Here is a 14,858-nt window from a genome sequence, read left to right as displayed (position 1 = left end):
ATTTTTACTTCGATAGCAGGTTCTTATTTAGCAAGCGAATCTGAAAATCTAGAAAGGAGTGAAAGATGTCTCGCGTACTGTTACTGCTAACTTTGTTGTTCTCACCTCTGACTTTCGCCGCCGATGTTTACACTGGCTTTTTCAGCAGCAAAGCGGTGAGCGGTTATGACACTGTGTCTTTCTTTGACGGCACACCAGTCAAAGGCAAATCAGATTTCAAAACCGAATATCAGGGTGCTGACTGGTTATTCTCCAGTCAGGAAAACCTCGACAAATTCCTCGCCGACCCAGAGAAATATGCGCCGCAATACGGTGGCTACTGTGCATGGGCAATCGCCGAGAAAGATGACCTGGCGCCAGGTGACCCAGAGTTCTGGACCATCGTCGATAACAAGTTGTACCTGAACTATGACGATTCTGTTCAGAAGGCATGGGAAAAAGACATCCCGGGCTTTATCGACCTTGGTGACAAGAATTGGTCTAAGCGTTAAGCCAATCTGTTTAACTGGAAATGGAGAGTCATGAATGATCAGTCCCTTTCAGATCCCTAGAAAAACGCCGTTTGGTGTGATTGAAAAAGCGTTGGAGTCCGTGACAGGTCTCCGGGCTTTGGATAAGCACTACCGCCGTCGTCCAGAAGGGATAGATACCGATCATTTTCTCTCCTATACCCTGGATGTGCTCGGCATTGACTACACCGTCTCTGCCGAGGACATGAAGAATATCCCTGCCACTGGCAGTACTGTGGTGGTGGCCAATCACCCGCTAGGCGGCGTGGAAGGCGTGATCCTCGCCAAACTACTACGTCAGGTGCGCCCTGATGTGAAAGTGCTGGCAAACTATTACCTCAAACGTATTCCCGAACTCAGTGACATCTTTATCGGCGTCGATGTGTTTGAAGGGGAGAGTGCGCGTAAGGCGAATTTGAGAGCGTTACGCGAAGCACACCAACATGTCAGCAATGGTGGTTTGTTGCTGATTTTCCCAGCCGGTGAAGTTTCGACCTTCGACGAAGATGGACAGCTCAAAGACAAGGCGTGGAGTCGTTCAGTCGCTGCCTTGGTGAAAAAGCACAAAGCGACGGCGTTACCGATTTACATTGGCGGTCAGAACAGCAACAAATTCTATCGGGCTGGGCGTATCCATCCGCTGCTCCGCACCGCAATGCTGGCGCGTGAATTGCTCAATAAACGCGGTGATTCCATCCCACTTTCCATTGGTGAACCTATCGCGTGGAAAGAGTGTCGTGCATTTGAAAATGACGATGCTCTCGTGAATTACCTGAGGCTCAATACTTACCTGCTTAACCGCGAGCAAGCGGTGACGGCCGTTGAGTTGGAACAGACAGGCGAACCCATCATTGCGTCGCAGCCTGTCGATGCGATAGAACAGGAACTGACAACATTACCAGCGGAAGCAAAACTTCTGTCGTCCAATGAGTTTGATGTTTATTGCACGGAAAGTACGCATATTCCGGTGATCCTTCAGGAAATCGGCAGAATGCGAGAAGTGAACTTTCGTGCTGTCGGTGAAGGCACCGGCATGGCTTGTGATATCGACGAATACGACGATTACTACCTGCATCTGTTTATCTGGGATCGGGATGCGCGGCAAATGGTCGGCGCATATCGCTTGGGTAAAGTGCAGGAAATTGTGGCTGAGAAAGGGCTGAATGGACTCTATTCCCGCAGCTTGTTCCAATACGACGACCGCTTTGTTGAAAGCATGGGCAACTCGCTGGAAATGGGCCGTTCGGTGATTGATGAAAAATATCAGCGAAGCTTGTCAGCATTACTGCTGCTTTGGAAAGGGATTGCAGCTTACGTGAGCAAACATCCTGATATTACCACCCTGTTTGGCCCGGTCAGCATCAGTAATGATTATCCGCTGACTGCACGTCGTTTGCTGGCAGAGAGCCTGAGCGTGCACCACTACGACGAGGACATTGCGCAGCTGGTGGCACCGACCACACCGCTGGAAACTTCTGCACCTGTGCCTTGGCATACCTCCATGCTGGCTGGGCTTGGCGATTTGCAATTGTTGTCGCGAGTGATCAGTCGTATGAGTCAGGGTTTGGGCGTGCCAGTATTGCTCAGGCAGTACCTCGGTCTGAATGGCAAGCTGGTGTGCTTTAACGTGGATCCAGCATTCAACAATGCGTTGGATGGCCTGATTATGGTGGATTTACGCAATGTGCCTGTGAAAACGCTCGGCAGATATATGGGCAAAGAGCAGGCGCAAATTTATCTCGACTATCATCAGCAATAAAATTGACTTCAAGCCAACAAAAAAGCGCCGGTCTCTGGCGCTTTTTTACTTTCTGTAAAGGTCACACAGGGCTTAGAAGCTAAGGCTGGCGCCCACACCAATCGAACTGGTTTCTGCGCTGCCTGCGTCACGGTAAGTCAATTCTACCGCTAAGCCTGGACCAATGCCCGGAGACAGGTTGATACCCACTCCGCCCAGTAGACCCCATCCGTCTTCTTTCTCTAGGGCATAGGTATTTTCGTAGTAGTTACCGCCACCACGCACATACACGTCACCCAATACAATAGGAATGTTGACCTGCAGTGCCAGAGGAATCGATGTAGAGGTGAAGTCCTGATCGACGCCATTTTCATCAGGAATATCGGCAGTGGTTTCGCCGTAACCCGTATAAATACTGGTGAAATCATTCAGGTGCAGTTTACCGTTGATCGCCCAGAAGTAGCCGGTGGCGCTGCGGCCTTTGTATTTCACATCAGTGATCCCAGCGTCTGCCCCCACCGAGAGTGGGAGAACCAGCGCGGAGGCTGAAGTGGCAAAAAGCGCTGAGCTCAATGCGGCCAGCGTTATCAGTTTCTTAGATTTAGCCATGTGGTAACCCCGTTTAGAAAAGCGCTCACCAGTAGCAAGCTTGCGACAATACATATGGAATTCAGTTTAGGAGTGAATCGGCGGGATAGCGGGGGAACTGAACAGCTTTTGGCAACAAGATCAGATATTTGTGAGCTGTACCCAAACAATCTGCTGTTAAAGTGACAAAAACGGCACCCGAAGGTGCCGTAAACATGCGTCAGTGGAGGCTTTATCAGGCCGCAACGAGCGCTGAAATCACGCCAATGACGCCACCGAACACACCACCCCAGACGACCAGCCAGCCAAGGTGCTCGCGGATCATCTTCTGAACGATTTCTTTGACCATTTCCGGTGTCAATTCATCCAGACGCTGTTCAATGACGGACTCGATGTTAGCCGTGATGTCGCCCATCATTTCCGGTTGTTCAATTTGGCCTTTCAGCGCTTCACGGAAGTTATCCTGCTGAGTAATGTCGACCACTGAGGTTTTCATTTTCTCTACGAATGGCTGACGCAGTGGTGCCAGTACTTCCGAACCGCCCATCATGGCAAGCATGCCACCAAATGGACTGTTGTTAATCACTTCCACCAAGCCATCAAACGTTGGATTGAAGTCGATTTGTTCAATCACAGGTTCAAGGTTCAAAGCTGCACCGCCAGACATTTCTTTATTTAGGAAACGATCAATATTTTCCTGGGTGAAGAACTGATCCATCATCAATGATTTGATGCCAAGCTTGAATGCCTCAAAACGCGCCTGAATAACACCAGAACCGTAAAGCCCCGGTACCTTTTCAAACAGCATGTGTACAGCCAACAAGTTGGTCAGCGAACCTGACAGCGCAAATAAACCACCATAAAGTGCCAGTGGCTCTTCAAAGTAGTAACCCGCAGCGAATACGGCTGCTGCGATAAGATTGGTCAAAAAGCTTTTGTTCATTGTTTTTGCTCAATTTGTGTGCTTGGAAATGGCGATGATTTTAGTCAAAGCGAGAGTAGTGAACAATAGGTAACTTTCACTGCACAGTTAGAGACATGGCTCAGAGTTGAAGCACGAACATTTACCGGATGGAGAGGCCGCATCTACACTCATTGCGTTGACTGAATAGATAAAGAACCGACATGCTGCTTCGAACAGGGATTGCCTTTTTACTGGCGCTCGCGTTGACGGCCTGCAGTGCGGGTAACCGTCCCTTTGAATTTAAAAATCTTGCCAAATCAGACATGGATTTGATTACGGATATTCACATACTGGAAATTCGCGATGCGATACGTGAGCTCACCGTAAAACTCTACAAACGTAACCCGAGAGAACTGGCTAAAGTGCCAGAGATGACAGTTTCTGCGCGTCTGGATTCTTTTATGACGGTTCAACGACCGGAAGGCGGCTATGCAGAGCTGGGTGGATTGGATGGGGTAGATGCGCTTTATCTGGCCTTTTCCGATGAGTATGAAGGTGATCGGGTATTTGCTTTGATGGTTGGCATCACCGGCATGATCAGCGCCAGTTACAACAATCAGTTGGAGTTTTATCTCCTCGACGATATCGATCAGCAAAAGCTCTATAACAGCGCCCGTAATCTGGAAACGGTGGCTTGGTTGCTCAATACACGAAAAGATATCAATGGTGATTTGATGCTACTGAGCAACGGTATCGCGTTGGATGGCACCCCAAACTACAGCTACGAGCGCGTGTTGGCGAAAATGATCGTGATTCAGGACATGATGGCCAAAATGGTCGCTGACAGTACCAACCGTCATATTAATCAGGTTGTCCACGGTGTGGCATCAATGACATTCTTCCCTATCTGAATTGCCTTCTTTTTGATACAAATATCCTGCAAGAAAATGATTGGTCTCACTCGTTTATAACTGTGAACTGACAGTCAGCTTTAACCTTCCCAAACATAAATTGCCCAAAAAGAACCAGTAAAGGTGTAGGCCTTTTACTGCCTCTTTTTAGTGAACGTTTAATATTCTCAATGGTGGCAGCTTGTGATTGGGAGGATGCGCTGCCAGGAAATGGTCGTATTGTTTTTCAGTAGAGGCGTTTCTCTGCCCTTATGTTTTCATTTATCCCCCTTGTTCGTTTACTTCTGGTTCAGGATTGTTCAGTAATCTAACTGCTTATAACCAATTGAATAAGGGAAGAGTAATGATCAATTCATTGAGTGCAGTTGCAGCAGGAGCAGTGTTATTTGCGGGGGGAGCGAGTGAGTGGGTTCACTCCGAAAGTACATCCTCGCTTTCATCTGTAGTGTCATATCAGGCGGTGTCACCGAGCGTTTATCCTTCCAGTCAGGTCAACTTTCAACGAGATATCGAAAGCTGGGTGGGGGTGACTTGTAGGGGTAATGATCCTCGTGTTTTTTTGGTCTAACCAAAATGCCCACTCTCGTGATGCATGATGATCCTTTAATTGCCAAAGTGAGATTTGACGATGAAGTTAGACAAATTGTTGTCAGGCAACCAACAAGTGCCCATTACCTGAATCCAGTTGCGAGTGAGCAGGATTACCTTGTTACCAAAATGGCCACGGCCAAGAATGTGTCTTTGGAACTTCAATGGTCAAATGTAGGAAGTGTGGAATATAACTACGTCATGGAAGGCGCTGAGACTTCTATATCAAAGACGATGTCGAACTGTATGGCATGAAGCCACACTACTTAAAAGGACTGGAATGAAGACAAATAGCCCCTAAGGCCTGTTACTCACGCAGTTTCATTTCCCTCTGGCACTCAATATAGAGCGAATGTGTACGATCAGTTCATTAACCCGCAAAGGTTTTAACAAAAAGCCCTGAAGCTGTTGGCTTTCACCAATCTGGTCGGCAAAGTCGTTCAATCCGGTGTAAAGCACCACGGGCAGTTCAGGGCTGTGCTTGCGCGCTTCATTGATAAGCTGTAACCCGGTGAGTTGTGGCATGGCCTGGTCGGTGACCAGAATCTGGTATTTATCAGGCGTTTTCCCTATTTCCCATAGCGCTTCGCTTGGGTCGCTGAAGGTATCAACCTGCAGGCCGAAAATCGGCAGCGTGGCTTTCACCACTTCAAGCATGATTTCTTCATCATCGACGAAGATGACCTTGGGCTGTTGAAGATCAGCATCCAGCGGAATGCCAGACGAAACCAGATTGTCGGTGTGTATAGCGTGGTTTTCTGGGCGTTTGCTGTAGAGCGGCAGGTAGACGGTGAACTCTGTACCTTCGTTCAACTTGGTTTTAACGCTAATTCCACCTTGATATCGGCTGATAATGCCATGAACAATGGCCAAGCCCATGCCTGTACCTTCACCGTGCGCCCGGGTGGTGAAAAACGGCTCGTAGATATGTTCCAGCACTTTATCGACGATTCCTACCCCGTTATCAGTGATAGTGATTTTGGCAAACATGCCCGGTTGTGCCAGCCATTCAGATTCAATGTTTTCTTGAGTCAGTTCAACGGCAGAAACATCAAAGAGAATTTTGCCTTCACGACCTTGGCAGGCGTGATTTGCGTTGATAAGAAGATTGGTGAGTAACTGATGAATATGGGTGCTGTCGGCATGGATGATCAAGATATCATCCGGCAAGGTGAGCGCGAGATTTGAGGAGAAAGTTTTGCTCATTTCCAGCGCGTAGGTGACATCCTGACAAAGTCGGTTCAGGTCGAGTTCAGTGCGGTCTTCATCCTGTTTTCGACTGAATGTGAGGATCTGTTTTACCAGCAGGCGCCCACGATCCAACACATCTTCCAGCTTCTCTAAATGCTCGCCAACACGCTCGTAAGTCGGTGTGCTTTCCAGTTTAAGGGTGATTAAATCCGCCAGTCCGAAAGCAATCCCCAGCAGGTTATTAAACTCATGGGCAATCCCCCCCGCAAACGCGCCCAGTGCCTCCATTTTTTTGGCTTGCATTAACTGAGCGGCGAGCTGGTGGTTAAGCTCATCACTCTGCTTTTGTCGTGTGATGTCTTTATCAATCCCCACCATGCGCAGTGCCACGCCGTTTTCATCCCTCTCAACCACTTTGCCGCGATCGAGATTCCAGCGGTATTGGCCGTTTTTCATCCGCAGCCTGTTTTCATGCTCGTGAAGGTCGACTTCGCCGTTGATGTGCGCGCGCAGGGCTTTCCATGTCGGCTCAATATCGTCCGGGTGCAGCATGGATTGCCACTGCTCTATGGTGGGGGAGACTTCCTGATTATCGTAGCCGAGAGACTCATACCAACTGCCTGTCAGATACAGCTTGTTCTCTGTAATTTGCCAATCATAGATACCATCAGATGCTATATCGATGGCGTGTTTGAGTCGTTCGTTCTCGGCTTCAAGTTGAGCGATACGTTTTCGCAGCTCATCGTTTTCAGACATTGTGCGTGTTCACATCACTATAGAAAAAGCTGATGTTGGTGACCTTTTGGTTAACGCCCTGGTGAAGGGATGCAATGGGCTCGTCGTCGGTTGCTACCACATCCCAGCAACGGTTAGCCTGCTCGTCGTCTTCAAAGTACATGGCAACCAATCCGTGTTGCTCAGGAGGCATAAGGTTGTAGCCTGGGTGCGGACGGCGTGAAAAGGACTGCCAGCCAATGTTGAGTCCCATCTCGTTGAGTTGTTTGGCATAAGCAGTGAACGCCTGTTCAAATTCGCTCTGATCCTGATCGGGTTTGAGCTCATACAATCCGTGCATTGAGATCAAAATAATGTCCTTATTAGTTGTAAATGTGGTGATTGAAATTTGCATTCCAGCTCATCAGGGTTTTCAACGGCATAGGCTTAGCAATGTAGTAGCCCTGTGCCGAATCACACCATTCGTGCTGCAAATGTTCATAGATATCGTGGGATTCCACGCCTTCAGCAATGACTTTGAGTTCCATGCGTTTAGCCAAATCAATGCAGGAGCGGACGATGTTAAGAGACTGAGCGTTACTCAGCATGGTTTTGGTGAAGGACTTGTCGACCTTCAACTCGGAAAATGGCAGCGTGTGGAATAGAGACAGGGAGGAATACCCCGTACCGAAATCGTCGAGAGACAGCCCCACGCCTTTAATTCTGAGATTGACCAAAATATCCAGTACATCCTGACGGCCTTCAAGAAACTCACGCTCAATCAGTTCCAGCGTGATTTGGTGGGGTTTTAACTGGGTGCCGGCGATCAGTGAGTTAAACCGGAACTGATATTCCGGCGTCACCAACGACGAGGCACTCACATTGATGGAAATAGATTTGAAATGCGGCAACTCGACCAGTGCTTCTGCATCAGAAGCAACGCGGTTGAGTACCCACAGCGACAGTTTCAGCTTGATTCTGTCCGGCAAATCCGTGTGCAGAAACTGGTCTGCACTTAACAGTCCAAGCTCTGGATGATGCCAGCGCAGCAAGCATTCGTAAGAGGTAACTACGCCATCCCTCAGGTTGATCTGCGGCTGATAGAAAACGTCCAACTGGTCATCATCCATGGCTTCTTCAACATCAACCGGATTGACCTTGGCCACTTCCATTTTCTTTTTGTCGGCTTTGCCCTGTTTGGCAAACTCCAGCATGTTCAGCAGCACTCGACGGGTGAAGGGCTTGGAAAGTGAACCGATCACGTTGAAGTCAAGCGATTGGGCAAAGGTAGACGCCGAATTCAGAATGGACTTGTCGTACCCGCTCAGCAGGATCACGCAGGGTTTGATGCTGAAACTGCTGAGCTCTTTGAGCAAGGCGATGCCGTTTTTATCCGGCATGTGTACATCGAGCAACAGCACATCATTGGAGGATGGCGCGGCGAAACGCAGCAAATCCATGCCCCGGTTATAACCTTTAGTGGGATAGCCTGTCTCACACAGCATTTGTGTGATGACATCGGTAAACTCGGTATTATCGTCGACTACATAAACGTTCAAAATCCCATTCCTTGACCCGGGTGTATGGTATCCATCAGTCCAGCAAGCGCTTTCTGTCTGCCTACTGAAAACATAACTTTGGATTTATACCCAAACAACCTGAAGATGCAGGATTCAGCGAGTTTGACTGGCGTTGTGATCGCGGCGTTTCTTTGCAGGTGTAGCCATCTCCATCAAAAAGGAACAACAAAGAGCACGGCGTCAGTCAACTCGCCCGGAGGGAGGCCCTCAATGCGCCCACTTCTTTGTTAAATACCACGGAAATAGAATGACTATTCCTCGTGGTATTTGCCTCGAATTGAACGCATTGATGGCCTCTGAATGCGAGCATCTTCAGGTTGTTTGGGTATCGCACCAAATATAGAAAAAATCGGCGGTGCAAACTGGAAAAGATGGGCTGGAATGCAATGAAATTGAATGCATTCCACCAATAAATACACAGTCTTCGATGTGAGTCGGTGATCTTAGGCAGTGTTTACAATTTCCCGAGGGAACTGGTACCTATTGATATTTGGTCTGTTTTTGACAAGACGATAGAGCTTCCTGAGGAATTCTTTGTCTTCCTCATCGTTGTCCCAGAAGAAGTGCCCACCAGCTCTTACCGCCCCCCAAATCATGTTGGCGCGCAGGTTATCCACCCCATTTTGGCGCAGCAGTTGGTAGAGGAAATCATCCGCCTGCTCGCGATCCACCTGATGATTGTAGAACAGCCAGTCATGCACCAATGCCGGCATCATGATATCCGGGTGGAAGGGTGTAAACGTGATCTGCCAAGCGACAGCAGGAATGCTGGCACCGTCGTAACGGAAGTACTTTGGAACAACAATATCGACACCGTCTACCTGAATGTCAAAATCCCAGGTTAGCTCGTATTTGTTCGTCAAAGCGCTGGGTTGCAGTTTGGGTTGTTTTAGCATGAGAGGCCTCCAAATCGCTTCTGGAGGGAATAGGCTAACTAATACACTATTGTGATGACGTTTAAAGATTAGGAAAAACAGAAAAGAAAAAGGACAGGCAATATGGAGTCAGCTCAAATGAGCATTGCCTGTCCAAAATGCAAATATTTGCATTAAAATAATTTACACCAACTACAAGGAACTTCCATGTCATTTTACTGAGTTACCATCAACGCTGCCTGATGATGTCAGTAAAGTTGAGGCGGTAATGTATTGGGTGTATCAATGTATTACCAACCAAAGGGCTCGCTACCATAGCCAAAAACGAAATTTAAAACTGTTCAATCATTTCACTGTCGTCATGAATAAATCTCTTTGATATTCCGTTTTCCCTAACGAGTAATCCGGATCTATTTACATGATATTTGTGATCAACTTTTTTCCCATTGATCAGTGCGCCGATGACTAAAAAGCAAAAGTGTGCACCAACCTGACAATCTATTTGATAATTCCCTTTACCTCTATGTTTCAACGCTTTGGTGACAGTGCCATCTCTGTTACTGACCACCGTGACCCTTGATACTGAGGCAATCCTCGCCTCTGTGTCTTCAAAGGTGACTTTTTCGCGTGTCCGTTCTCTTTCTATTCCAAAGTGGGAGTAATAATATCCACCTTGTCGTAATGACGAATTTAAATCCGTCTCTCGAAGATCATTACTATTAACGATACAGGCTGTTAATAATAAACTCGAAAAAGTTACCGCTAAGCATTTTACTTTTTTCATGGGAAGTCTCCCATTTTGTTAGTGAGTGTAAACACCCTGCTTAATCACGTTTTATTATTTTTTGGCTCTATAAAAGGAGCCATTCCCCTGATGTTTAATAACCTGCTTGTTGTGCTTATTACAGGTGCAAGTTCAATCTCAGTATTCGTCGAAGACGTGTTTTTGTTTTTCTGATTTAAGCTTTATTCAAGATGCAAAATTTTAAAAGTAAAAATTCACGGAAGGTTGAATGGATGTTAAATAAGTGAAACATGACTGTCGGATTGTTTAATAACTTTTGGTCGGGATTCAGTGTTGTCACGCTTTCAGTACGGCGGCCGCCTGAGTTTAACCTTATGAATAATAAGATTAAATGTTGTTTTTTGGGTTGTCAGGCATTATGCAAGTGGCTAAGAAGGAAAATCGAAGAAAAACGGATTTTTTTGCCCAGTATTTTCTTTGTGAAGGCAGTGTTTTTAGACAGAAGAGCTGTACTTGGCCTGACGACAAGCGACAAACTGGATGAAATCATCAATGACGAGTGGCTTAGCGTAGAAATAGCCTTGCGCATATTCAAACCCCTGATTGAGCAAATAGGTCTCCTGATCCAGCGTTTCAACGCCTTCAGCGATGACATCCATGTTCAGCTTATCTGCAAGGTATTTGACCACATTGAAGATGGCTTTGGCATCGTCATCCCCAGGCAACACCTGGGTAAACTGACGGTCAATCTTGATTTGGTCGAAGCCATAGGTGAGCAGGTATTCAAGCGAGGCAAAACCAGTGCCGAAATCGTCCAGTGAAACCGTCACCCCGGCATTTTTCAGCCAGTTTCGTACCTTGTTGGTAGAATCGGTATTGATCATCTGGGAAGACTCAGTGATTTCGATATCCAGGCTTTGCAGGGGCACATCATTGTCTTCTGAGCAGGAAAGCAGCTCAGCAATAAACCCGTCAGAGGTTAGTTGCTGGGGGGAAACATTGACGCTGAAGCGGAAGTTATCCGGCAGGTGATCAAGGATCTGGCTGATATCGTAGAAGGCACGTCGCATGATCTCCCGTCCCAGCGCCACGATCAGACCAGTGCGCTCGGCTTCTTCCACAATATCGACATGGGCGACGTTTTGTTGTCTCTCGTTGTGATTCAAACGCAGCAACGCCTCGCAACCAATGACCAATCCCGTTTTCATGCTCACTTTGGGTTGGTAATGCAGCGTGAATTCTTTGGTTTCGATAATGCGCTGCAGCGCTTTACGCACGGCTTCACGGTTAGTTCGGGCTATATCGGCATCTTTATCGTAAAAACGCACACAGCGTCGTCCCGCTTCTTTAGCAATATAAAGGGCGATGTCGGTAGCATGCAGAAGCTGCCTCGGCGTGTGGCCATTTTCAGGGAAAAAGGCGACACCGATAGACGAGGAAATCCACTGGGTGCTGGTGATGTCTTCACGCACAGGTGTATTGAGTAGCGGTGTCAGCAAATCTTCCACGCTCTGCTGGTGACTCTGGGAGGGGATGATACAAACAAATTCATCTCCACCGGTGCGGCTGATGGACGCGTGCGGCAGTTGTTCTCTCAGCGCACGGGCAAATCTTACCAGCAACACATCCCCTTCCTGGTGCCCGTTGGCATCGTTATATCCGCCAAAGTCATCAAGGTCGAACGACACCAATGCAAAAGGATGCTCGTGGTTACACAGAGTGTTGAGTTCTGAAAGCAGAGCCCGGCGGTTGGAAACATTCGTGAGTGGGTCGATTTCAGAAAGGGCTTTGAGTTCGGCTTTGGCACTTTCCAGCTCTCGCATGTAGCTGACTGCCTGCTGCACGGAATTGTTGTAGGCGTGAACCAGTAAGCCAAACTCATCGTTTTCATGGCCGTCTATTTTCAACAGTCTGGCGTTTTTTTGTCGCTCAAGCTTGGCATTCTTATCAATAGAATCAATGATTTTGGAGAGTGGTCGGCCAATCTGATTGTGGAAGAGAATAGTCAGGATGATGGCAATTAATAACACTTCAGCCATGGTAGAAAGGCAAATGGTCCACACCAAATCGTAAAACTCGGCCTCGGAAGTGTGGAAGTGCACTGTGCCGACCAGATTCCCTACATGTTGGTCGATGAATTGACTATCGCGATAGATTTTGAACGTGAGCGGATACGAGAGAACAACCGTTTCATCAACAGGGATGACCACGCTCAACCACTCAGGAATCAAATCCAGTTGATGAGGTTGCTCGATGGATGCCACAGCGTCGTCATAGTTGTCGAAAATGGTGACCGCCTGAAACAATTGGTCGCCTTCGAAGCCTTTTAGAAGCGATAGCCCTTGGGCAGAGTCGAGGTTAAATGCCGCGTAGGCGGCGCTGTCGAGAATGTTTTCCAACTGCAGTCTGGCAGCTTGCTCTTTTTCAGTGTTGAGATGATTGAGCTGAACCGACGCGATAACAACACTGATCACCACACCGCCAATCATGCTCAATAGCATCACTGAAGCGACAAATCGCCTTAGCAGGGGCGCTTTGGTGCCGAACAGCTTTGAGGTCATAAATCCCCGTTATTCTCCGGCGGCTCGACAGCAGCACAAGACAGTGTGAAGGTATGTTCAGGGTCGTCCTTGGAGCAGATTTTATAGAGAGTGCCATCGTTAAGAAGCGTATGGTAAGCCTTATTGATTCGGTCAATCACGGCCTGATCTGATCCTAAGCTGAGTGCGAGGTTTAAAATCAGTGGCTTATCTGGGTCCCCAAGGTAGAAATACGCTTTCAAATCATCATTATTGTTTTCGCTGTAGGCATAAACAGACCAAAGCCCTGTGGCGTAATCGCATTTACGGTTTTGCAGCAAAGAAAGGTGCTTGGCTGGGCGGGCAATGCCGCCGTTGTCGGTTGGGATGGCCGACAGCGTACCGCGTAAGGTGAACAGGTTTTCGTCGGGCTTAAAGCCCTTATTCACCAGATATTGATAGGAATATGTTTCCAGCTCTGAGCAAACACGGAAATTTTTGGCATGCTCCAATGAATCCCCTTGCAGTTCGGGGCGGCTTTTTAAGCCGATCAACGAAGAGCGTTCAAGTGCGTATAAACCGCCAACCCAGTGGAAGAGATCTTTGCGCTTTTCAGAAAAAGCCATGGAGAAGATGGCGACGTTTTTTTCTTTTTGCGCGGTTTTGTAAGCTCGTGCCCATGGCATGACATCAATGGGAGAGCCAAACCCAGCCTCGTCCAAAATAGCTTGAACCATGTCTACCGCACGACCGCCAAATTGCCCTTCTTCATCAATAACCTGAAAAGGCGGCAGTGTTTCTGAAACTACCCGAAGTGGCTGTTCCGTAAAGGCTACGGCTGCCTGACTGAACAAGCCAAGGGAAACGTAAATTCGTCGCATAATATCCTGTAAATCAATCCATTGGCCGCGAACTAAAATCGCCCCTAACGACCTTTTCAATTTGTATCAGTGCATCTGGCACACTCGTCTTTACGTGTATATTAAGTAACCTCAAGATGGCTGAGTGTCTTATTTTTAGTACTCGCCGGGACTTTTTTTACGACTCGTTTTAAGTGCGTGTTGCATATGCCTTGTACGCAAGCCATCCCATGCTGAAATCTGGGAAAGAAATGAAATCTATACTGGGGATACCCGTTCTTATTTAGACAACCTTTGATAGGAAGAAATTGATTGGATAAGTGGACTTATCAATTGCTTTTCTGCTGTTTGGTTTTCCAGCCTTCTGTCCTGGCAGATGAGACCATCGGCTTTTCCGATCTGTCCGAATGGCAGGTGAAAGCGTTTAAGAGCGAAACCCGATACCGTTTGATTGACGATGTATCGGTTGGTGGCGCTGTGCTACATGGGGAAAGTCAGGATGCTGCTTCAGGCTTAATCATGGAAAAGGAAATCGACCTGATGGCAACGCCTTGGATGAGTTGGCAATGGAAAGTGGATACCTTTCCCACCACGGATAATGAGAAATTGAAAACGCAGGATGACTTCGCCTGGCGGATTTCGGTGACTGTGGTGCCGGGCATGACGATGATGAGCAGCAGAACCATTGTTTATGTCTGGACACCAAACCAACCGGAAAACAGTTTCTGGCCGAACCCATTTGCGCCAAAACGGTTCAAAATGTTGGCAGCGACCTCGGGTGACAGGAAAAACGAATGGGTCGCGGTTAGCCGGAATGTGCGGGAAGACTTCCAGCGCCTTTTCGGGAAAGACTATCAAACCCTCTCAGTGGTCGCTGTCACATCTGATAGTGACAATTCTCAATCTGAAACCTCCGCCTATATTACGCCGCTGACTTTCTCTGAAGTCCCTTAACAAACAGCGTATTACAAGTGCTGCTTGGCACTCGGGAAATCTCTACTTTTACATGTACACTTTCTAGTTTACTTTTTAAGTTTGCTGAGTATGATATGCGCCTCTTTAGGCTGCTGCGAAAGTCTTCCGCGCTCTTCTTCGCCCCTTCCGCAATTGCGCCTCCCATTTTTATCGCTCCTATC

The 14,858-nt window shown here is 47.7% G+C and carries 13 protein-coding genes; 4 read left to right on the top strand and 9 right to left on the bottom strand.

The genetic code is table 11. The features are described 5' to 3' along the window. Window positions 1-65: 65 nt before the first annotated feature. Together G5S52_RS07520 and G5S52_RS07515 are read left to right on the top strand one after the other, a co-directional pair. On the top strand, window positions 66-491 hold the full coding sequence (locus G5S52_RS07520; protein WP_165012504.1) for a YHS domain-containing (seleno)protein: 426 nt from the start codon (window positions 66-68) through the stop codon (window positions 489-491). Between the two features lie 34 nt (window positions 492-525). Beyond that, window positions 526-2,268, top strand: coding sequence for a bifunctional lysophospholipid acyltransferase family protein/GNAT family N-acetyltransferase (locus G5S52_RS07515; RefSeq protein WP_165012503.1), 1,743 nt, complete (start codon window positions 526-528; stop codon window positions 2,266-2,268). 72 nt (window positions 2,269-2,340) lie between these two features. Here the strand turns inward: G5S52_RS07515 and G5S52_RS07510 are convergent, their stop codons facing one another. Next, complete coding sequence (locus tag G5S52_RS07510; RefSeq protein WP_165012502.1) at window positions 2,341-2,856, bottom strand: outer membrane beta-barrel protein; 516 nt, start codon at window positions 2,854-2,856, stop codon at window positions 2,341-2,343. A gap of 214 nt (window positions 2,857-3,070) precedes the next feature. Next, entirely contained in the window at window positions 3,071-3,778 is a 708-nt protein-coding gene (locus G5S52_RS07505; protein WP_165012501.1) for a DUF445 domain-containing protein, read from the bottom strand. A 182-nt stretch (window positions 3,779-3,960) separates the two neighbouring features. Between G5S52_RS07505 and G5S52_RS07500 the strand changes: the two genes are divergently transcribed. Beyond that, window positions 3,961-4,650: a hypothetical protein gene (locus tag G5S52_RS07500; protein ID WP_165012500.1), complete on the top strand. Its 690-nt coding sequence runs from the start codon at window positions 3,961-3,963 to the stop codon at window positions 4,648-4,650. A 909-nt stretch (window positions 4,651-5,559) separates the two neighbouring features. Here G5S52_RS07500 and G5S52_RS07495 read toward each other — a convergent pair. From G5S52_RS07495 to G5S52_RS07465, 7 genes are all read right to left on the bottom strand, one after another. Continuing rightward, window positions 5,560-7,185 (bottom strand): PAS domain-containing protein, encoded by a 1,626-nt coding sequence (locus G5S52_RS07495; RefSeq protein ID WP_165012499.1) that lies wholly within the window; start codon window positions 7,183-7,185, stop codon window positions 5,560-5,562. Beyond that, complete coding sequence (locus tag G5S52_RS07490) at window positions 7,178-7,504, bottom strand: DUF6614 family protein (RefSeq protein WP_306418256.1); 327 nt, start codon at window positions 7,502-7,504, stop codon at window positions 7,178-7,180. Before G5S52_RS07490 ends, G5S52_RS07495 begins: the two co-directional genes overlap by 8 nt. Window positions 7,505-7,526: 22 nt before the next feature. After that, complete coding sequence (locus tag G5S52_RS07485) at window positions 7,527-8,702, bottom strand: EAL domain-containing response regulator (protein WP_165012497.1); 1,176 nt, start codon at window positions 8,700-8,702, stop codon at window positions 7,527-7,529. A gap of 464 nt (window positions 8,703-9,166) precedes the next feature. Beyond that, window positions 9,167-9,619: a DUF1353 domain-containing protein gene (locus tag G5S52_RS07480; RefSeq protein WP_165012496.1), complete on the bottom strand. Its 453-nt coding sequence runs from the start codon at window positions 9,617-9,619 to the stop codon at window positions 9,167-9,169. A 310-nt stretch (window positions 9,620-9,929) separates the two neighbouring features. Then, window positions 9,930-10,382 carry a hypothetical protein gene (locus G5S52_RS07475; protein WP_165012495.1) on the bottom strand — a complete coding sequence of 151 codons (453 nt, stop codon included), beginning with the start codon at window positions 10,380-10,382 and terminating at the stop codon, window positions 9,930-9,932. A 455-nt stretch (window positions 10,383-10,837) separates the two neighbouring features. Continuing rightward, the gene (locus G5S52_RS07470) at window positions 10,838-12,904 is read right to left on the bottom strand and encodes a putative bifunctional diguanylate cyclase/phosphodiesterase (RefSeq protein WP_165012494.1); all 2,067 of its coding nucleotides are present in this window, start codon (window positions 12,902-12,904) and stop codon (window positions 10,838-10,840) included. After that, the gene (locus tag G5S52_RS07465; protein WP_165012493.1) at window positions 12,901-13,743 is read right to left on the bottom strand and encodes a substrate-binding periplasmic protein; all 843 of its coding nucleotides are present in this window, start codon (window positions 13,741-13,743) and stop codon (window positions 12,901-12,903) included. The genes G5S52_RS07470 and G5S52_RS07465 overlap by 4 nt, the downstream gene beginning before the upstream one ends. A 291-nt stretch (window positions 13,744-14,034) precedes the next feature. Here G5S52_RS07465 and G5S52_RS07460 point away from each other — a divergent pair, with 291 nt between their 5' ends. After that, entirely contained in the window at window positions 14,035-14,676 is a 642-nt protein-coding gene (locus G5S52_RS07460; RefSeq protein WP_165012492.1) for a DUF3047 domain-containing protein, read from the top strand. Window positions 14,677-14,858: the final 182 nt, after the last annotated feature.

Source organism: Grimontia sedimenti, assembly GCF_011045095.1.
Taxonomy (GTDB): Bacteria; Pseudomonadota; Gammaproteobacteria; order Enterobacterales; family Vibrionaceae; genus Enterovibrio; species Enterovibrio sedimenti.
The sequence above is the reverse complement of the archived record's forward strand: the minus strand, read 5'-3'. Positions and strand labels throughout refer to the sequence as shown.